An 18,642-nucleotide genomic window follows, 5' to 3' on the forward strand; every position below is an offset into this window, starting at 1 on the left:
AGAAGCGCTGCCAGGCGCTAGCGACGCGTGTTTATCGGCTTCGCGCTGACGGAATCAGCGTTAAACATACCGCCGAGCTAGTTGGCGTCCACAAAGGCCGTATTCGCACATTGCAGATACTTGGCGAACGTCTCATGCAGGTGAATCCATGAACAGCGAACAACAGAAGCAGGCGATCGAGTGGGCCATCGAGCGCCTTGAGCTATGCCAAGACCAGGCATTCCAAAGCTGCGAGTGCGAAGAGTGCCAGCAATGCGGGAAGATGCCTGACGAATGTACCGGCACTGACTGCGCTAAAACCTGCCAGTGCAGTAGTTGTGACCATTGCGGGAATGAGGCGGCTATCACAGAGCTGCGCGCCCTGCTGGATGCGCCAGTGGAATGCAGGTGCAAGCGCTATGGCAAGGACAACCCACATTGGCCGTGCCCTGTGCATGCAGCGCCAGGCGCCCAGCCTCATGGCGACCTGCTTGCCCGATTCCCTGAAATCAATTTCAGCAACTATGGGCAACAGGAAGTAGAAGCATTGCAGGCCTGGGCCTTTGAGGCTCTCGACCAGATCCAGGCTGCCAGCCTCACTGATAAGCAGCAGCGGCAAGCCATTGAGCTGCTGAATCTGGCCGAGGACGCGCTATCCCATGCATCGCTCAATTCGGCCGGTGACGTGGTTGAGCATACCCAAGACCGCCGCGACCACATGCGGGTGCAGATCATTGTCTTCCTGAAAGCGCTGGACAGTATGCGACTGGCGGCCCTGGTCGAGCAGGATGACGAATCGGCAACCTGCGCAAAATCGCAAGTTGAGCTTCAGGCCGAGCCAGTCAGCCCCTGCGACTGGACCGACCGGCAAGTCCTCGACTTCCTCGGCGTTGCTCTGCGCAACGTCGATTTGGTTGGCGAGGTTCGTCCGAGCGAGATCCGCCAGGGCTTCCAATATATGCGTGATATGCGTGACCGGAGTGTCAAATCATGATCACAGCAGCAGCGACATACCTGATGGTCTACATCTGCGTAGCCGGGGACCGGAGCGACTGCCAGGTCTACGCCCAAAGCAGCTGGGAGGGTGCTGACCAGTTCGCGCAATGCGAGGGCAATCGCCAGTCCCTCACTGAGCAGCTGACGGCTGCGAACCTCAAGACGGTGCGCTTCGAGTGCGAGCAAGACCTTCCCTATCTGACGCAAGGAGCTTCCAAATGACCGTGACTGCCAGGCAAATGCGTGAGTCGGCAATGCGTGCACCAACAGCCGAGCAGCGCCGTATCGAGTTGGACGCAGCCAGCCAGGCTGAGCGCCGGGAAAGCGAGGCCGCTTATGGTGACGCTGGCCCGCTGGTGCTCGATCTGCAACAGAAGTTGGCGGAATCGGAGCGCGCTACGGTGCGCGAACGGCGCCGCGCGGAGAAGTTTGAGGCCCGTGTTGCCGACCTGCAAAAAGCCATTAAGGACGCGACTGGCTGTGATGTTTCTCGCTGGGCTTGCGGGTTCGACGGGGCAATCAGGGCCGGTATCTCCGACGAGGCTCGCCGGCAAGCGTCGGAAACGGTTTCGCCAGTCCCGCCGCCAGTTCGCCGCGTCATAAATGAGCGCGTAATTAACCGGGATGAGATAGATGCCCACAGAGGGTATGACCGATGACTAAAGCGTCAGTAACCCGTATTCGCCACGCGCTGCCAGTGAGTCAGGAGATTGCTGAGTCACTGGCAGCTCTTGAGGCGGGTATCAAGGCCGCGATAGGGAAAGCCAAGGACGAAGGCCTGCCGCAAGGGCTGCTGTCTTCAATCCTGAATGTCTATGCGCTCCAGGAGACACAGAGAATGCTGAATGGGGGTGAGTCATGAGAATCGTTAATCGCCAGACGTTCCTGGACATGCCAGAGGGCACGGTGTTCGCCAAGTACGACTCGTGCATCATGCGGGAGCTGATGGTTAAGAGCGATTCAATACCTGGCGAGCTGGTGGACCTCCGTTACATGCGCCTGACGGATACGGTCGATTGCAGTGGACCGTCTGAGTGCAACGACATCCTGGCCGCCGCCGAGGATGAGGGCGCCGCTTTCTCCCTGCACTTCAACACGTCGTACCCCGACGGCATGTCTGATGCTGATCAGCTTTTCGCTGTGTGGGAGCGTGACGACGTAGAGGGACTGATTGCACGGCTCCAGATGGCGCTCACTGATGGCTATGGTGGCGCGAAGGAGTCATAGCGTTATTGAGTTAAAGCGCCTTAACGTCATAATCGAAAGCCCGTCTTACCACCTGGTGTAAAGACGGGCATAAGGAATCACACGATGAGCGATAAAGAACGCGCCGCACTCTGGAGCAGCTTGTAATGGCTGAGCATCAAAGAAGAATGGAAATGATTAAATCGGCGCTGGATGATGGCATGGTTGAGCGTGGCGCTACGCTAGACGGCGGGATACTGCGCCTGGTCAATCATCCTGAGGCGCCAAGCCAGGAAGCCATTGCACAGCTTCTAGGGGTGTCTAAGAGCACTGTTTCGCGGCGGCTAAAGAGGATAAAAGGCGCTCTCCTTGCCGGGGAAAGCATTTATTGCGAGGATCATGAGCAGCTCACCAACTCCATTTTTTTTAGAGATCTCTTTGAAAAGCTGAGCAAGAAATTTACAGGGGCGGAAATTGTTGAGGGGCTCGCTAGGCGTAATGAGGCAAGAGATTACTTCCTAGAGCGGGCAGAGGCCGAGAATAGAAGGTGCATAGCTCTCATAAATGCCATGGAAGACAAGCTAAGACCAACAGGCGCACTAAAGGCGCCAGATCCGACTGATAAAGAATTTATGAACAAGGTCCGGGAGTGGGCAAAAGAGAACATAGCCCAGGCAGAATACCTGCCAAAGGACATAGCTCTCTGGCTCGGCCCGCTAGGGGCTTCCGTTAGCGGAACTTATGTGAGCGCCAAGCCTGCGGAAGAGACGAGCGATGCCGAATCAGGGGCAGAAGAAGCTCGCAATGAGCAAGAATAATAGCTGACTATTTTTCAAAGGCTCCCGGCTTGGGAGCAGATCAACTCAAGGAAGTTTCGGTATGACAAGAGCCATAATTGCACTGCTGTTCACCATGCTCGCCGCGTCGGTTGTGGCTGAGGAGAATCCCGGCAACGCCGCCTACCTTCGCGCCTATATAACTCAGCACTTTGGCGGTGTTTATACGAGTGGTGACAGCCTGATATACGTTGATTACGACTCCGATATGGTCCTAATCATCGGAGGGAGGGAAATTGATACAAAAACGACCGGGATCGACACCCCGAGCAACTCGATTACTTTCAGAATCACCCGTGAAGACAGGCCAGAGCTTGTTACGTTTAAGCGCATTCGCAGCCTGGCAGTTATGACCATGGGCGACGGGTCGGTGTTTCGCATGAGCTATGTCCGCCCCCTGACCGACATTGATATTGATGAGGTGAAGCGGATTCGCGCCGGCAGCTAGTCCGGCCAAGCCCCAGCACCCACTTAAGGCCCGCCGCGCGCGGGCTTTTTGCATTTTATGGTGAGGGCTATTCCTTCTTAGCCCTGTCCTCAGCCAGCTCCTGAGCCTGGCGCTGAATCTCCAGCTCAATTTGGGAGGCAAAGCTCGACAGAAGCATCTCCATCTGCGGGCCAACCTTTACCTTTGGGCTTCCGACGCGCTGTAGGAGCTCGACCTCCGGCCCTTGCGGCCTAAAGCTTTCTTCTAGGCGAGAGATTATTTCTGCATGCAGCGACCTCGAACCCGCCTTGGCGCCTTCTTCGAGGCGGCGCCTTAGCTCGACAGGCATTCGAATTGGGTACGGGGAAATGGCGTGTCGATCGTTCATGGCAGGCTCGTGCTTTGTATTGTGTCCAGTATGCTAAATGAATCAAAAGGACTCAATGAGTTAACTTGACTCATTCTGTGTATGAGTTACTATGACTCCACACCCAGCAAGGAGCGGAAAATGAAAGATGCACACAAGATATCCCCATACAGCCTGCGGATTCCTGGGAAGCTGAAGGACAGAGCGAGAGAGGAAGCGCATGCGAACCGGCGCAGTCTTAATACAGAGCTTGAGTTGTTAATTGAGGATGGTTTCAAGTGGCGAGAATTGCAGAGAAAGCAGGCGATATCCTAAAACGAAGAAACCCCGGCTTGCAGGCCAGGGTTTCAGGTAACGAGATCAACTTCCAGGAAGAAAACGTCATGAGCAACAATAGCACAGCAGCTTCAAATGTCATCCCGTTCAGCTTCGGCAGGCAGCAGGTGCGCACGCTGATGATTGATGATCAGCCATGGTTCGCCGCCCAAGATGTACTCGACGCCCTTGAGTATGCCGATACATACAAGCCTTCTCGTGCTGTATCGCACGTCCCATCTCAATGGAAGGGTGTGCAACGGTTGCACACCCTTGGCGGCACACAGCAGATCATGATGATTTCGGAGCAAGGGCTGTACTTCGTGCTTGGCCGCTCCGATAAGCCCAAGGCCCTACCGTTTCAAATGTGGCTGGCAGGGGACGTGCTTCCAGCTATTCGTAAGCAGGGTCGTTATGAGGACGATAATGGCCAGATGGGCACTTTGATCGGCGAAACTATCGGAACCAACGGTTTCAACATGCTGGGCGCGCTGATTAAGGGCAAGGTTGTGAGTCTTCCACCGGCACATCATCGGAAAGCTACGGCCAAGATCTGGTCCCAGACCCATGCCGCCTTCGGGGTTCGCTCTGCGGCTGATATTCCCGCCTCCCAGCTCGACGCTGCACGTAACTTCGTTGCTGCATATGTGCTTGAGGGGGAGTGGTTGGGGCGTGCGACAGCGCCCGCCGGGACTATTGTTAGCAAGGGCGAAATGCTGTGGATTAATTCGCTGATTGTGAACGCCGAAGAGCTGAGCCGACTGGTAGTGCAGCACGGTATTTGCGATCACTTGCGCGAGGTTGGATCGCCTATCGCGTCAAGTATGACAGGCCGCACGCTGGAGACGCAGATGTCGTGCAATCAGGTACGCGATAGCCTTGGCGCTGCCCTTGAGGCGGCATCCGCCTGGGCTAGTCGGGTTTGTGACGCGCCGATTAAAAGACTGGCCTAGGCGCTGCCGGAAAGACGAAGGGGAGCCCGCCAAGCGCGGGCTTTTTTACGCCTATGAAAAGGTCACGGCAGGAAAAAGGCCCGGCCACGGCCCTTGCTGTCAAGCGACGATGACCCACTAAGCAAGCACTTACAGGGCATCCAAATGCAGCAGCTACAGCAGCCACCGGTTATCACCTTCAATCTCAAGGAGCGCGGCCGTGAGCACACCGGCATCAAGCGCAACTTTGATATCCCGCGCACGATAGCGCTAATCAATTCGCCCAAATGCCAGGAGCGTGTGCGCAACCGGGGCATGCTGGGCTTTCTCGGCCACTGGCCGCGTATCGCCTTTGGCATGGAGCCATCCGAGGGCGGTATTTCCCAGGGCAAGACCCAATCCATTGAGCCGGCCGTGGTCACGGTCCTGCTGCGCGGCCACCCCGACGGCACGATCGAGCACAAAACCGAGTTCCTGCTGGAGAGCGATACCGGCAAGATCGCCGCGCGGGCCTTCGCAGGCAAGATCGGCGGCTTCTCCAGCGTGATCGATCACAGCGTGCCTGAGTTTTACGGCTTCGACTGGGTGAACGACCCGAACTTCTCCACCAACCGCGGCTATGAGCTGACCATGGATAGCGCGGCCAGCGGTATGACGCTGAGCGATATCGTGGCGGCCAGCTATGCCGAGCGGATGCAGATCATGCAGCGCCTGCTCGACGTCGCGGAAGGCAACGCAGGGTTCGCCTTGGACACCGCCAATCGCCTATTTGCGGAGAACGAAGACTTACTAGGCATGATCGCCAGCGGCCACAAGGCTGGTCATGACCTGTACGTCCCGGGTGGCAGTAAAGACCTGGCGGCCCAGCTGCTCGCTGACAGTCAGCAATTCCTCGATTCCACCCATGCGCGCAGCTTGGAGGGCTTGATCGACAGACCGAAAGAAAAGGCCGAGCCCGTGGATCGCGACTATCAACAACTGGCAGGGCGGTTCTTCAATCATGTTTGAGCCAGTGAAAGTCGGCCTCGGTGAGTTCCTGCAAGGCTTCTATGCCGAACTGGTCCCCACCACAAAGGACATGCACGAGTTCGTTGATCGCGGCTTTCCGTACTGCTTTGCCTGGGCGCCGTCGCGCATGATTGACCAGGTAAGCGAGATGCTTGAAGCATGGCAGAAGAACGATACCGATCAGGCTGCAACCAAGCCTCACAAACTGCCCGTCATCATCGTGGCGACCTCGAAGGACTACACCCCGGTAATGCACGACTTCGGCGTTCAGATATCTGACCCGATAGAGGTCCAGTTCCCCGAGGATCCCAAGGGCCGCTGCTTTCAGATGAAGATGATTGCCGGTGATATCCGAGCGCAGCTAGTGATAATTGCCAGTGACGAGCCGACAGCCAAGAGTATCGCGGCGCAATTCTCGCTCTACATGGACTCGCCAAGCCGTCGGTCATTCTATGGCCTGTATCCGTTTGCCGGGCTCCAGCACGCCTACCCGGTGCAGTTTGAGGCTCCAGACAATCCGGCCTCAAGCATCGATATCGGCTCGAAGAACATGACTTGCCTGGCCGTCGATATGACCTTGAAGGCGACCGTGCCCATGTTCATTGCCCCGAAGGCAGGCGAGCCAAATGACGGCAAGGGCGTTCCGGGTACCGATGATCCCGCCGGGTTCCAACTGGTCCGCGAATTCTCGACCAATACCGTTGGCCTGGCGAAGGTGGGTCCATGATTAAGATCCAGGCTAATATCAGCGGCTATCACGGAAAGCCATGCTCCGTGATGGGGGCCTATGACGAGGAGACCGGCATTCTTGTGATCGCTCGGACCTTAGATCTGATGCCGCGCCACGAGGACAGTGTGCTTCTCTGCTCCGACACTCGCGCAGACAACGACGGCGTCTTCGGCTTCGAGCAGCTGCGCGGAGGCATCGACGCCTATTTCCGGCTCAAAACCGGCATGGCCGAGGATGGGCGTAGCGCATTGCTGCGTTTTAGTGACAGCGGTAGCCGTGCGGACCCGGCCATTGCCATTGAGCGCGACGGCGTAGACATGAACGGCCCGATCTATCGAATCAACGCAGGCGCCACGAATGCGAACGTCGCCGCGCTGGCTATCTGTCGGTTCGTGCTGCTTGAGGGGGTGAGCGGGGATCTTGTCGATATGACTGACGCGCTGGCCGGCATCCTGTCCGGCAGAGCGATGACCATATGAGCGATATCGACCAGAACACCCAGGCGGCTCGCGTGTTTTACCGGCTCGTGCGCGACTTCGTTAATTCCATCAAGCCGTGGGACGTGGTGACCTACTACGACACTGGCCCGGATGAGGTGCTCGATCTGATTAAGGTCTCGCTGCGCGTCTACGGCCGCCCGGATGAGCATCTGTGCGTCATGGCTGCCGCTGGGATGGATACGGTAGACGAGCCGCTAGGTCAGCGCCGCATTGCGCTTCCAACTGAGGCGCAACTACGGTCCCTAAAGCAGGCGGCAGGGTTCGAGTCGCGCACCGACTATCGCGAGAGCGGAAAGCCGACCTGGAGCACTGACTGATGGCTGATATTGGTAAATTGGCTGGAGCGGCAGCCGAGGCGAAACAGCTCGCCCAGGACGACGCCACCCGCCGCAATGGCGCGCCGCGAATACTCAGTCCGTCCAGCTTGCGCGGGGACAATATCGACGCCACCACGGTGCTTACAACGACCCTGGGTACGGATGGCGCAAAACGCCCGCTTACTGCCGACGATCTGGCGGCTTTCAGGCAGAACGTCCGAGTGCTTGGCAAGCGATTCAAGGGTGGGATAACCGCGCGCCAAGTGGTCGATATGTCCCACATGATCGATCGCAAGCGGGCGAGGGAGGAGATCACCGTTGCGGTGCCAGCCTCCGCGCGCGGCGTTAAGGCCGGTGGCAAGGTGGATCGCCTTGAGGTGCGCTTCATTACCAACGCATCGAAGAAGTACGGTGCCAGTCGCCACCATGTGCTGGTTGAATTCATGGGCTACTCGACTGCCGTCGCTTCCGGGGCAATGACAGCCGTGAAGGCGGCCGCGCTCATGCGCAAGCAGCAGCTGCGCTTCGACTGTGACTGCGGTCGGCACACCTACTGGTATCGCTATGTGGCCACGGTCGGCAACTACCATGCCGGACGGCCCGAGAATGGCTATCCGAAGATCCGCAACCCGAACTTGGTCGGCGTGGCCTGCAAGCACGTCCTGCGTGTTATGGCTGAAATTGAGGGCGCCGGTCTGGTGCTGTCGTTCCTGCAGCGCGCAATCGAGAAAGGGCGCTCGTCCGAAACCGGGGCGGGCAGCATTCGGGCGAACCAGAAAGAGGCTGATGCCCAGGCGGCGAAACAATCGGCCAGGCCAACAGCCAGAGGCGCGCGCTCCGGTGATCGGGACTACGACCGCTCGAGGGCTGCATTGCGTAAGGCGAGTCGCGCCACCACCACCAGACCAAAAACTGTCGCGGGTGGCAGCAAGCGAGTAGCGGTATTGGTCGGAGAACCTTCGGCGCAGGAAACACTCCTGGGGATCATCAAGCAGCTCGGAATCAGCCGGGAGCAAGCAATCGCCATTTTGAAAGGGGCAAGCAATGCTAAATAACGTGCCCACGGGCATCAACGCGATGGCGCGATCGGTAATTATGCGCCACCCCAACTCGTTCAACGCCCGGGTGTACCGCCGGCGGCTTTTGCGAAGTGATCCGGCCGCCGGCGGCGCTCCAACCATGGGCGGCATGATGGTTTTGAGCTCGAACGATGAATCCGAGATCTCGTGGGAACTGCAAGGCTGGGCATTTGCGCTGCCTGCTGAGGCTTTTTCTGGCGGCTCAATGATGGACCGGCGAGACGCGGCAAACGGCGACGGCGCCATGGAGCTGCGCTTTCTGATGGAGCCTGAGCCTCAGTTCGCAGAGGAGGGGCGTTTCGATATCAAGAAGGATGACGTGTTCTATCTCGTGCTGGGGGATGGCGACGACGCGCCAAGCATTGCCTATGAAGTGATCGACGTTAACGCCGCCGTCAACATGCCCCCCTATGTCCCGATCTACATAGTTACCCGCCGCGACGACCTGGACTTAGGTATCACCAGTGAAGAGTCCGGCGAGTAGCGTACAAAAAACAGGTACTACCTTTCATCCTGAGCCTGTAGCGTGGCGCACCTAATTATTGCTAGGTTGATTCGAGAGCGTCCATGGACTGACCCGTCAGTGGTTGCTTGTGCTTCTAAGTGGAGTGGAAAAGCTCTCTTGATGGAGTAAGTGAAGGGATGGCCGTCGCGGTCATTCATCAAGACGCGATGTTTTGCCCCGTTATGTTGGTTCGGGCAGCTGTACCAGGTGGTGCCGGACTACTCACCGGCCGTGTAATGGCAAAGACCACTGGAGCAGCTTAAAAAAACTTCATAGCCGTACCGATTGGGCAGCGCGGTACAAGATCGGTAGATGGTGCGCAGCCGACACGGCTAAAAGAGCTGCGCAATCCAAAAGGGCATTGTTGGGCTATTTGGCAGACGGTACAGCCAGGCAGTCCACCAATGCTTTTTTCGTAACAGCAACCAGCAATGGAGAACCGTCATGAAGCACCTGACCGCAATCGAACAACTCAAGATCAGCGCAGAGATCTGTGAAAACAACGCTCCGATCAATGAGGCAGAGGGCAGTCTCGAGCAGGCGGCATTGGAGCGCGAAAACGCCACCGCCTACCGCGAAGCGATCCTGGTGCTGGAAGCGCAGGGCTAAGCCTTGTCGAAGCGGCGAGGCCGGCACTGTCCGGCCTTTCTTTTTCTCACTGCAAACAACGGACTTGATATGACACAGAAACCAACCCAGGCGAGCGTCACGGCCATGATCGCCCGTGAGGATTATCACCGCTGGCCAGGCACCGACATGATCAGTTGCGCGCTGATCCTCAAGAACGGCCACGTCGTCACCGGCGAAAGCTGCCCGATGGATACTGCTGAGTTCGACGAGTTGCGCGGGAAAGTCGAAGCCCGTCGTAACGCCATTAATGAGATCTGGCCGCTGGCTGTCAGCGAGTACCGGACCATCCTGACAGATCTCAGCAACGGCGCGTAACGCGAGACACGAAACGACGATTTGCAAGACGTAGCGCGGGTTAATTCAATTGGAGATAGGCATGAACGACAAGGCATTGCCATTCGGCGGCCCTGAGCTGCTGCAACAAGCCCGCGACCTGTGCCAGGCGCTGGAGAAACTTCCGGCCGGCCTCGACCAGACCAAGATCATCCAGTCGCGAGCATGAACTTCGGCCAGGCCATCGAGGCGCTGAAGCTGGGTAAGCGCGTTACCCGGTCAGGGTGGAATGGCGCCGGCATGTGGCTTGAATACCGACCCGCAAGCGGCGTCGATTTGGCATTCATCCGGTTGAGCTATCCAGTGCACAGCAAGGCATACCCGAACGGAGCTCGCGTTTCTTGGGCTCCGAGCCAGACCGACATGCTCGCCGATGACTGGCAAGTGTTCGACTAAGGCGTCCGATCTGACCTATCCGCCAGCCTCGTCAATGACGGGGCTTTTTTACGCCTGCGCTTATTGGCCAAACCCGGAAAAACAGACCCGAAGGCAGCTCTCCACCGAAACAGACTGGTCATCACTCCGGCATGCGCCGGGATTAGCGACGACTTATCTGGAGACTGTTATGTCGGCAACCCAAAACAAATCCTCCACCGCAGTGGTGGGGAAGTTCGTTCAGGGCCTCAAAGAGGCTGCGCTGAGCGGTAACGGCAAGACCTTCGACAGCGCTGCCGCTGGCGAGTTTGTGTCTGGCGCCAAGAACCAGAACGCGGCTGAAATTCCCGAGAAGCTGCTCAAGGTGCTCGATGAGCATGACGACAAGGGCCAAAAGCGCGTCATTGCAGCAATCCTGGACAGCTGCAAGCAGTACGAGTACGCGCACGGCCGCCCGGCGCCTGCCGACTTGCTGGAGCAGGCTATTCACTCGGCCTACAGCGCCACCGAAGAGGGCCGCTCGCTCGACTCGGCATCCAGTTCCCACTCGGAGCCGACCAGTCTGCAGGCTAACCGCACGATTGTAGCCATCATGGCCGTGACCTCTGAGCCCGTGGCTTACGCTCACTACCTGCCGGTCGATCTGGGCTCCAACGAAGCGACACTGGCGATCCTGACTCACCAAGCAGGTAACGATAACGGCCGCTACACCGTCGGCCAGACCATGGACGGCGCATCGTCCGGCGATACCTACTTGTCCGCCTCGCGCGAGCACAAGTGCACCAACACCTTCGCCACCGGCGCGCTCACTGGCAAGCTGACCGCTATCCAGAAGACGGACGACACCTGCGACCCCGATGGCGCGCCTATCAAGACCCTGCGCGGCCGCGCTCTGGTCTATGTCAACGGCATTATCTGTGCTCGTGAAGTTTCCTCGAGCGGTACTGGGCCATCTACCGTGAGCGGTCGCGCGACCATCACTGTTGACGGCACGAAGATCGACTACCAAATCAGCGGTACCGTTAACCCGGATACCGGCGATATCAACCTGCTTTCCACGCCTCCGCTGCCCGTCAGCAACGCAGTGATTGTAGAAGGCTTCCTCGACTACGAGCGCTCGCCTAAGCTCGTTCCATCGATCGATACCGGCGTCGAAACCTACACCCTGCATGCCAAGCCATGGCGCGCAATCACCAGTCAGACCATCGATGCTCGCACTCAGATGAGCAACGAACTTGGCCTGGACCCTCACAGCGAAGCAATCATCGCTGTGCAGGCTCAGTTCGCCAACGAGCGCCAGTACGAATTGCTGCGCAAGGGCAAGCGTATTGCTCAACGCAACCAAGAAACCTTCGACTTCAAGTGGGAAACCGCCGGCGACTTCAAGGTTCGCGCAGACATCTTCCGCGACATGGGCGGCCCGCTGAACCTGCTCAGCCAGCGTATGGCTTTGCGCACCGTTAACCACGGTATCAGCGACTGCTACGTTGGCGCGCTGTTGGCTTCCTACCTGGTAGCCCTGCCAAACGATATGTGGGAGCCGTCCGGCGTGTTCGAGCGTCCAGGCCTCTACCGTCTCGGTCGCTTGCATGGTCGCTACAACTTCTACTACAGCCCGAAAGTTGTGGAAGAAACCGAGACCACCGCTCAGATCCTGTGCGTAGGCCGCGCCACCGACGTGACCCGCAACCCGGTAATCCTGGGTGACGCGGTTGCGCCGATCGTCATGCCGCTGAACCCGGGCCTGTCGCCTGAACTGGCATTCAACTCCGGCGCTGCTTTCTACGCTCGCGGCTTCACTGCGATCAACCCGCATGAGCCGTCGGCTGATGGCTGGGCCCTGCTGAATATCACCAACCTGTAAGGAATATGCGCCGATGAAAATCATCATCATCGGCGCCGCTTCCCACGGGAAGGGCGCCATCAAGCGGCTGCTGGAAGGGCTGGATAAGCTCGACTACCCGCTCAAAACAGAGGTTGAAAACCTCTCCTATGCCCACCTTTCGCTTCCAGAGGCTGGCTTCACGCTCAAGCCAGGCAGCACTAGCCCTGTCGAATTCAAGTCATTCGCCGTGCTCAGCCGCTCCTTGAGCAGCCTGTCGGCGATTGCCTACATGAACCGCAATGACGGCCTGGCAAAGGTGCACATCGAAGCGGCGGAAAGCGACGAGGAGGCGGCTGAAAAAGCGGCCGAGGAAGCGCTCGCGACTCAGCAGGCCTTGGCTGATGAGGAGGCCCGAAAGGAAGAGCAGGCCAAAGCTGACAAAGCCGCCGAGGAAACTCGCGCTGCCGCTGAGAAAGCCGCCGCTGACAAGGCCGAGAAGGAAAAGGCGGAGAAAGCCAAGGCCGACAAAGCCAAAGCTGACGCCGATGCCAAGGCCGCCGCTAAGGCCAAGGCCGCTGCCGAGACTGGCGACAACAAGGCAGAAGGCAGCGAACCCGCCGCCAAAGCCGCTGAATAAGGGATAAAAGCATGAGCGTATCTTTTGTGCGCAGCTTGGGCTCTGAGTCTGGCATCCAGACCAACCCGCTGCAGGATGATTCGGAGCTGCCGGCAGGCACAAACTCCGACCAGATCATCGCTACCATGTTGCGCGCTACCCGTGGCCGCATCGACAAGGCGTTCAAGGTCAACTCCGGCAATGTCAAAAAGCTGCTGGGCAAGGGCGAAAGCCTGCGCGCGAGCGAGCTGAACGAGGCGTGGGTGCAGGTTGTTGAGTCGCTCAACAATGGCGCTTATGAGGCTGTCGTTTCGCGTCTTTCGACCTCGGCGGCCGTGCTTAGCTGGATTGTCGTAACTCCGGCCGCCGAGGGGCCGGGCTTCACCTTCTCCGTATCGGATGACGAGCCTGAGCCTGGCTTCTTCCTGGCCCTGCGCCACCTGGATTGCTTCAACGACGGTATCAAGGTGCGCTTCCGCGCCGAAGAGAATCGCGTCGCTGGCGTTCAGGCGGCAAACAGCGTCATTACGCTCCAGATCCTGGATGCAAATGACGAGAAGCTGTCCGAATACACCGGCTCGCTGGTTCGCGGCGCGAAGGATGATTCGGGCAAATCGACCTACCTGCCAGAGGTGATCGAAAAGCGTACCGACTCGCTGGAGCTGATCACTGGCGCCATTGAGTCCGTGGCAGTCACTTCGGACGCCTACGGCTACAACGAAAGTTACCAGGAGAAGTGGGCTGAGTCGGCCACGCTGATCTACTTCGTTGAGGGCGGTACCGCCTACACGACTGACGACTACGTTCGAGCGCGCGAGCAGCTTCAAGGTACGCAGTTCGATTACGGCTATATCGCCTCCGCCGGCAGCAAGGCGCCAGCGCTGATTGCCCAGCTCGTCCAACTGGCCTATGAGACGAACATTCAGCTCAAGGTCGACATTCCGGGCGGCCTGAACGCCGAAGAGGCGATCAGCTTTGTTGAGCAGCTGAATCTTGGCGCGAGCACTACTGCGCACTTGATCCACGCCTTCTGGCATCCGGCCAAGGCCTCTGATCCGACCGGCACCAACGGGAAGATCTATCTCGGCACGTCGGCACTGAATGCTGCTTTCTGCTGCGCACGTAACGCCATCAAGAACAGCAAGGGCTTCTCCAAGAAGAACTACCCGGTTGCTGGTCGTGAATGGAAGGTCAACCGCTCCGGCATCGTCCAGACCTACACCCCTACCAAGCAGGAACTGAGCGCCCTGGCCCGCGCGAAGATCAACCCTGTTACCTATGAGGTGTACAGCGGCGGCGGCCGTTACGTCTGGCGCGACTCCCTGACCTGCGCAATGGTCGATTCCAGCCTGAAAAAGCTGATCGCCGTAGCTGATATGTCCTGCTCCATCGACGACGCGATCTCTCGCTTCGGCAAGGACATTCTGCAACTGCCGATGAAGATTGCCCTCAAGCGCATGAAGGACTACCTGACCCAGCTTTTCAAAGATGCCCAGGCATCTGACTGGCTGGTTCCGAGCGATGACCCAGAGATGGGCGGAGCCGCGTGGAAGTTTGTCGTGGTGCCTGATTCGACCCGGCCATACGAAAAAATGGTCGTCCAGTACAAGTTGCGATACGACGGCACCACCCGCCAGATCGAAAACACTCAAACCCTGAGCCGCTAAGGAGCGATCAATGAACCTTATTAACAACCTGCGGAGCGCGATGTACGTGCCCGCTGAGCCGGCGAAGTCTGAGAAGACTGCCGGTATCACGCTCGACGCTGCAGCCGGGGACTTTACCCTCGACAGCGCAGCCGAAAGCGAGATCCGTGAGGCCCGCAAGGATGCGGTAGCCGCAATCCTGACTTGGGTGAGCGACGACGACCTGGACGACGGCGAAAGCGGTGCTGACCGGCTGTTGGCCTTGTTCGTAGGTATTGCGGACAGCAATCAAGATGGCGAGCTTGACGACGACGAGCAGGAAGTTATCCAGGTCGCACTCGAGGCAGCTTGGGACTATCTGTCCCTGTGCGGCGCTGAGGACGACGATATCAGCTCTCTGCTCAACGACTGGGACGCGGACGCCGCTGTTCGTATCCGTGACCTGGTTGCTACCAGCCTCCCGGATGGTGACGACGAGGCGGCCAAGGCCATTGATGCTTTCGCGTTCAATGACTCCACCGACCAAGAGCCGGCCTTCGATAGCGCAACCATGGACGCCACCTATCGCAAGAAGATGGTTATCCGTGGCGGCAAGAAGGTGCGAATCAACAAGCGCGTCTCTGGCGTGGTCCGCCTCTCGGCCAAGCAGAAAGCCTCGATCCGCAAGGCGGGCATGAAGTCCCGCTCTGCTGGTGCAAAGGCTCGTCGCATGAAGTCGATGAAGATCAGCCGTCGCATGGGCCTGTAACTCAAGCCTAGGCAAATGGCGGCCCTCATACGGCCGCCTTTTTTATGGGGAACGGCAATGCCGATAGATACAGGTACGGGAACGGGCGCGGCGTCGCTCAATCCGCTGAACGAAATTACCTCTATGTGGGATGGCCTGAATCCGCATCTGGTTGCCTCCATCTTTGAGGTGGACCATACGTGCAAGCGGATCGGAGATGTTGTGGTTAAGGCGGCCATGGCTGACGAAACCACGCTGGACTTTGTATTCAACTGGCAGTCCCCATTCGAGCAGTCCGGCCCGGACAGCAAGGCTCCGGCGTTAATGGCAATGCTCCAGTCAGGGGCCTTGCAGCCGATCGTGGACCGGGCTCCAAAATCTATCCAGAACGCCGTTGGCGGGGGCCTAGATGCTGCGAAGGGTAGAACAGGTATCACCAAACTGAACTCGACCCAGATATTCAGCGGCATGCCACCAGTCAAGTTCACGGCAACGTTGCTCCTGCGCGCCTGGAGAGATCCGGACGTTGAAGTAGAGCGTCCGCTTGACCAGCTAATGCAGTGGGGCCTTCCGCAAAAGCTCGCGCCGGAAGGAACAATGGTGACCGCTGCCATTGATTTTGCGAAAGGGGATAAGACCCTTGTCCAGGCTGCCCTTCCCTCTATTGCGCCAACGCTCATCGCCATCACCTATAAGCGCCGAACCTATGGCCCGCTGGTCCTTGAAAGCGTCGGCGTACCTCTTGGCTCGCCTATTGATGCGCTTGGCCGCTTCGTGCAGCTGAGCCTGCCCGTTGCCTTTAGCACGCTTACCGCCATGGATCGCTTCGATTGGATGGCGCTCAAGAACCGAGGAACATCAGCATGATCCATTTCCCGCCATTGCGGACTGCGCGCTTTACCGCTCAGCTTCGCGAGTTGCCGATCCGCGATGCGATTGCCCTGGCCGCGATGCCTGAGCATCGAATCGAGGCGGCGCACAGTTATTTCCTGCGTAGTGCCGTGATCCCCGACGAGAGCATGTTGGACGTTGATCAGTGGACAGTCCAGGAGCGAACCCTGGCTGTTACGCACTACATGGCCTCGACCTACGATGACGGCCCGAACTTCATGGTCTGCAAAGTCGGCGACGTCGAAACCCACTACGGGGACTACCTCGATGGTAGCGCCAGCTATCCGGCAGACGACGTTGAAGGTATCGAGCTTGAGGGTGATGTTTGGCGCGTGCGCCAGCTCACTGGCCGGCTCGTTTGCTCTGCGGAGCGCTTAAGCGGCTCTCTGGACGACATCGATGGCTTTGCTTATTGGCAGTTCGCCTTGATGGCAGCGCAGCTCGTCCCGAACGAAGAAGCTGACGCCGATTTGAGTGATTCCGACCTGGACCGCCTGCTGCTCGAGCGCATGCAGGTTATCGCTGGCTTCCCGGAAAGCGCCTTCGTCAGGTTGCTGGACGCCTTCGAGGTTGGGCGCGAGAAACTCCACCATCTTTTCAGTCTTGGCTTTGACAAGGCAGGCATCGTTGTAAAAGCACGCAAGGAGAGCACCGCGCCAGCGCAGTGCGCCCGATTTCCAGCTCGTTCCACAGTCACAGCAGTTGCGAAATACCTGGGTGGAAAACCACAAGAATCTGGCGCATAGCCTCGCCTTATATTCGGCTACGCCCCTGAGCAGCGCACTCGATATGCAAGCAAGTGATATCGGTGACTTTTTTGAAGGCAAGCCTTTCGGGGATTGGCGGAAAAACAAGGAGTCAGAGGGCAAGGTGCAGGCCGCTATTGGCAACCGTTTGAACGGAGTCATTAGGGCCTGTGGCGTCATAGCCAAAGCGATCGGCCAACTATCGAAGGTGTTGGGCGGCCGCTAAATTTAAGGTGTACAGACATGGCAGAGCCTGCAAGCAGCACAACGCTTGCTGTGACAGCGGGACTAGGCGTGGCAGCGTCAATGCCGTTTATCGACGGCAACGCATTGCTCGGGGCAGCCCTTGGCGCCGCGCTTATCGCCAGCACAAAAAGAGACTTGCGGTGGTGGCAGCGCTTGCTGTCGCTGTTTATTTCCGCTGGGGCCGGCTATGTGCTGGCTTCGGAAGTCATCAATCAAACCCCCATCCGTTCTATTGCGGCGGCTGCCTTCTTCGCGTCGGTCTGCGCCGTTCCTGTTGCGCTGCGCCTGTCTGTGATGGCGGAGCAGCTGGACATTGCGTCAGTTCTTGGGGTTTTCGGGGCTCGCGGCCGCCGTAGCCGTGACGACGATCTAGGAGGTAGACCATGACGGCCTGGTTAACTGGAATCACTTTGGCTGCTTACCTGCTTGGGGGCCTACGACTGATCTGCTACCAGCGTAACGGGGCTCGGTACCGGCGCCTGATCAGCTTGGCAGCCGCCGCCATCATTGCCGCGTGCCTGTGCGGCGCAGTCGAGATCCTGTTTTATCGCCAGCATCCTTCCCCGTCGCAAGCGGTGCTGGCGGTTGCTGCATGCCTGCTGTTCGTGCGGAGTCGCGGCAATCTGGCTGATCTGTTCCGGGGAAGAGAATGAAACTTAACGCGAATGTTTTGCAGGCGGCTGTTGGCTGTAGTGCCAGTGTCGCCCAGGCATGGGCTGAGCCAATCAGCCTGGCAGTTGACCGCTTTGGCCTGGCGGTCAGTCCTGAGCGTTTAGCGATGTTTTTGGCGCAGACGGGCCACGAGTCGGGTGACTTTTCTGCCTTGGTGGAGAATCTGAACTACGGCGCGGAAGGTCTTGCTGCTACCTGGCGGTCGCGCTACGCCGAGAAGGACGGCGCCGGGAACTACGTCCGTGGCGCTGACGGCAAGTACAAACCGAACGCGCTTGCGCTGTCCTTGGCACGAAACCCTGAGAAGATTGCGAACAACTGCTACGCCAATCGCATGGGGAACGGGTCGAGCGGTAGCGGGGATGGCTGGGGCTTTCGCGGGCGCGGACTGATCCAGCTGACTGGCCGGGAGCAATATGTCGCCTGTGGTCGTGGGATCGGCGCTGATCTGGTTGCACAGCCGCACTTGCTCGAAGGCCCGAAGCATGCGGCCCTGTCCGCCGGCTGGTACTGGTCGCAATATGGGCTCAACAAGCCAGCCGACAAAGGGGATGTTGGTGCGGCTACCAAGATCATCAATGGCGGTGATACCGGCCTGGCCGATCGCGCAAAGCGTTACGATCGAGCTCTAAAGGCCCTTAAAAACGCTCAGATGGGCGTCATTATGGGCTGAAATGATGTATCGGGATGCCCGGCGCCCTAAATGGAAAAGCCGAGCAAGTCGCACCCTGGCGGATGGGTACTTTGTCTGAGTTGGCT

General features: G+C 58.5%; 29 protein-coding genes. 28 read left to right on the forward strand and 1 reads right to left on the reverse strand.

Features of this window, described 5'->3' with window-relative positions:
* Positions 1-148: 148 nt before the first annotated feature.
* The 7 genes from K0F75_RS06670 (at position 149) to K0F75_RS06700 (ending at position 3,444) form a co-directional block, all read left to right on the forward strand.
* Positions 149-973, forward strand: a complete 825-nt coding sequence (locus tag K0F75_RS06670; RefSeq protein ID WP_219061066.1) for a hypothetical protein — start codon at positions 149-151, stop codon at positions 971-973.
* Positions 970-1,197, forward strand: a complete 228-nt coding sequence (locus K0F75_RS06675) for a hypothetical protein (RefSeq protein ID WP_219061067.1) — start codon at positions 970-972, stop codon at positions 1,195-1,197. Before K0F75_RS06670 ends, K0F75_RS06675 begins: the two co-directional genes overlap by 4 nt.
* Positions 1,194-1,634: a hypothetical protein gene (locus tag K0F75_RS06680; protein WP_219061068.1), complete on the forward strand. Its 441-nt coding sequence runs from the start codon at positions 1,194-1,196 to the stop codon at positions 1,632-1,634. The genes K0F75_RS06675 and K0F75_RS06680 overlap by 4 nt, the downstream gene beginning before the upstream one ends.
* The gene (locus K0F75_RS06685; RefSeq protein WP_219061069.1) at positions 1,631-1,837 is read left to right on the forward strand and encodes a hypothetical protein; all 207 of its coding nucleotides are present in this window, start codon (positions 1,631-1,633) and stop codon (positions 1,835-1,837) included. The genes K0F75_RS06680 and K0F75_RS06685 overlap by 4 nt, the downstream gene beginning before the upstream one ends.
* Positions 1,834-2,202, forward strand: a complete 369-nt coding sequence (locus K0F75_RS06690) for a hypothetical protein (protein WP_219061070.1) — start codon at positions 1,834-1,836, stop codon at positions 2,200-2,202. The genes K0F75_RS06685 and K0F75_RS06690 overlap by 4 nt, the downstream gene beginning before the upstream one ends.
* Positions 2,203-2,327: 125 nt before the next feature.
* Positions 2,328-2,978 carry an AsnC family protein gene (locus K0F75_RS06695; RefSeq protein WP_219061071.1) on the forward strand — a complete coding sequence of 217 codons (651 nt, stop codon included), beginning with the start codon at positions 2,328-2,330 and terminating at the stop codon, positions 2,976-2,978.
* A 61-nt stretch (positions 2,979-3,039) separates the two neighbouring features.
* Entirely contained in the window at positions 3,040-3,444 is a 405-nt protein-coding gene (locus tag K0F75_RS06700; protein WP_219061072.1) for a hypothetical protein, read from the forward strand.
* A gap of 67 nt (positions 3,445-3,511) precedes the next feature.
* Here the strand turns inward: K0F75_RS06700 and K0F75_RS06705 are convergent, their stop codons facing one another.
* Complete coding sequence (locus tag K0F75_RS06705; protein WP_219061073.1) at positions 3,512-3,811, reverse strand: Arc family DNA-binding protein; 300 nt, start codon at positions 3,809-3,811, stop codon at positions 3,512-3,514.
* Between the two features lie 120 nt (positions 3,812-3,931).
* On the opposite strand from K0F75_RS06705, the gene K0F75_RS26185 reads away from it, so the two are divergent.
* The 21 genes from K0F75_RS26185 to K0F75_RS06805 all read left to right on the forward strand — a co-directional run bounded on the left by K0F75_RS26185 (position 3,932) and on the right by K0F75_RS06805 (position 18,556).
* Positions 3,932-4,105 (forward strand): Arc family DNA-binding protein, encoded by a 174-nt coding sequence (locus K0F75_RS26185; protein ID WP_219061074.1) that lies wholly within the window; start codon positions 3,932-3,934, stop codon positions 4,103-4,105.
* Positions 4,069-5,058, forward strand: a complete 990-nt coding sequence (locus tag K0F75_RS06715; RefSeq protein ID WP_257604274.1) for a BRO family protein — start codon at positions 4,069-4,071, stop codon at positions 5,056-5,058. The genes K0F75_RS26185 and K0F75_RS06715 overlap by 37 nt, the downstream gene beginning before the upstream one ends.
* A 144-nt stretch (positions 5,059-5,202) precedes the next feature.
* Positions 5,203-6,045: a hypothetical protein gene (locus K0F75_RS06720; protein ID WP_219061075.1), complete on the forward strand. Its 843-nt coding sequence runs from the start codon at positions 5,203-5,205 to the stop codon at positions 6,043-6,045.
* Positions 6,038-6,772 (forward strand): hypothetical protein, encoded by a 735-nt coding sequence (locus K0F75_RS06725; protein ID WP_219061076.1) that lies wholly within the window; start codon positions 6,038-6,040, stop codon positions 6,770-6,772. The genes K0F75_RS06720 and K0F75_RS06725 overlap by 8 nt, the downstream gene beginning before the upstream one ends.
* Positions 6,769-7,254, forward strand: a complete 486-nt coding sequence (locus K0F75_RS06730) for a hypothetical protein (protein WP_219061077.1) — start codon at positions 6,769-6,771, stop codon at positions 7,252-7,254. The genes K0F75_RS06725 and K0F75_RS06730 overlap by 4 nt, the downstream gene beginning before the upstream one ends.
* Positions 7,251-7,592, forward strand: a complete 342-nt coding sequence (locus tag K0F75_RS06735; protein ID WP_219061078.1) for a hypothetical protein — start codon at positions 7,251-7,253, stop codon at positions 7,590-7,592. The genes K0F75_RS06730 and K0F75_RS06735 overlap by 4 nt, the downstream gene beginning before the upstream one ends.
* The gene (locus K0F75_RS06740) at positions 7,592-8,647 is read left to right on the forward strand and encodes a hypothetical protein (protein WP_219061079.1); all 1,056 of its coding nucleotides are present in this window, start codon (positions 7,592-7,594) and stop codon (positions 8,645-8,647) included. The genes K0F75_RS06735 and K0F75_RS06740 overlap by 1 nt, the downstream gene beginning before the upstream one ends.
* Positions 8,637-9,155, forward strand: coding sequence for a hypothetical protein (locus K0F75_RS06745; protein WP_219061080.1), 519 nt, complete (start codon positions 8,637-8,639; stop codon positions 9,153-9,155). Before K0F75_RS06740 ends, K0F75_RS06745 begins: the two co-directional genes overlap by 11 nt.
* 465 nt (positions 9,156-9,620) lie before the next feature.
* Positions 9,621-9,785, forward strand: coding sequence for a hypothetical protein (locus K0F75_RS06750; protein WP_219061081.1), 165 nt, complete (start codon positions 9,621-9,623; stop codon positions 9,783-9,785).
* 69 nt (positions 9,786-9,854) lie between these two features.
* Positions 9,855-10,121 carry a Gp49 family protein gene (locus K0F75_RS06755; protein ID WP_219061082.1) on the forward strand — a complete coding sequence of 89 codons (267 nt, stop codon included), beginning with the start codon at positions 9,855-9,857 and terminating at the stop codon, positions 10,119-10,121.
* 61 nt (positions 10,122-10,182) lie between these two features.
* Positions 10,183-10,308 carry a hypothetical protein gene (locus K0F75_RS25620; RefSeq protein WP_257604275.1) on the forward strand — a complete coding sequence of 42 codons (126 nt, stop codon included), beginning with the start codon at positions 10,183-10,185 and terminating at the stop codon, positions 10,306-10,308.
* Complete coding sequence (locus K0F75_RS06760) at positions 10,305-10,535, forward strand: DUF2829 domain-containing protein (RefSeq protein WP_219061083.1); 231 nt, start codon at positions 10,305-10,307, stop codon at positions 10,533-10,535. The genes K0F75_RS25620 and K0F75_RS06760 overlap by 4 nt, the downstream gene beginning before the upstream one ends.
* Before the next feature lie 169 nt (positions 10,536-10,704).
* Positions 10,705-12,378, forward strand: a complete 1,674-nt coding sequence (locus K0F75_RS06765) for a hypothetical protein (protein ID WP_219061084.1) — start codon at positions 10,705-10,707, stop codon at positions 12,376-12,378.
* Positions 12,379-12,391: 13 nt separating this feature from the next.
* The gene (locus tag K0F75_RS06770) at positions 12,392-12,976 is read left to right on the forward strand and encodes a hypothetical protein (RefSeq protein ID WP_219061085.1); all 585 of its coding nucleotides are present in this window, start codon (positions 12,392-12,394) and stop codon (positions 12,974-12,976) included.
* An 11-nt stretch (positions 12,977-12,987) separates the two neighbouring features.
* Complete coding sequence (locus K0F75_RS06775) at positions 12,988-14,622, forward strand: hypothetical protein (RefSeq protein ID WP_219061086.1); 1,635 nt, start codon at positions 12,988-12,990, stop codon at positions 14,620-14,622.
* A gap of 10 nt (positions 14,623-14,632) precedes the next feature.
* The gene (locus K0F75_RS06780; protein WP_219061087.1) at positions 14,633-15,349 is read left to right on the forward strand and encodes a hypothetical protein; all 717 of its coding nucleotides are present in this window, start codon (positions 14,633-14,635) and stop codon (positions 15,347-15,349) included.
* Between the two features lie 57 nt (positions 15,350-15,406).
* On the forward strand, positions 15,407-16,195 hold the full coding sequence (locus tag K0F75_RS06785) for a hypothetical protein (protein WP_219061088.1): 789 nt from the start codon (positions 15,407-15,409) through the stop codon (positions 16,193-16,195).
* Complete coding sequence (locus K0F75_RS06790; protein ID WP_219061089.1) at positions 16,192-16,965, forward strand: hypothetical protein; 774 nt, start codon at positions 16,192-16,194, stop codon at positions 16,963-16,965. The genes K0F75_RS06785 and K0F75_RS06790 overlap by 4 nt, the downstream gene beginning before the upstream one ends.
* A gap of 243 nt (positions 16,966-17,208) precedes the next feature.
* Positions 17,209-17,598, forward strand: coding sequence for a putative holin (locus K0F75_RS06795; protein WP_219061090.1), 390 nt, complete (start codon positions 17,209-17,211; stop codon positions 17,596-17,598).
* Positions 17,595-17,864 carry a phage holin family protein gene (locus tag K0F75_RS06800; RefSeq protein ID WP_219061091.1) on the forward strand — a complete coding sequence of 90 codons (270 nt, stop codon included), beginning with the start codon at positions 17,595-17,597 and terminating at the stop codon, positions 17,862-17,864. Before K0F75_RS06795 ends, K0F75_RS06800 begins: the two co-directional genes overlap by 4 nt.
* A complete protein-coding gene (locus K0F75_RS06805) occupies positions 17,861-18,556 on the forward strand; it encodes a glycoside hydrolase family 19 protein (RefSeq protein ID WP_219061092.1) in 696 nt (231 codons plus the stop codon). Before K0F75_RS06800 ends, K0F75_RS06805 begins: the two co-directional genes overlap by 4 nt.
* Positions 18,557-18,642 lie beyond the last annotated feature (86 nt).

Origin of the sequence: Pseudomonas sp. UMAB-08, assembly GCF_900095225.1 — a bacterium.
Lineage (GTDB): Bacteria > Pseudomonadota > Gammaproteobacteria > Pseudomonadales > Pseudomonadaceae > Aquipseudomonas.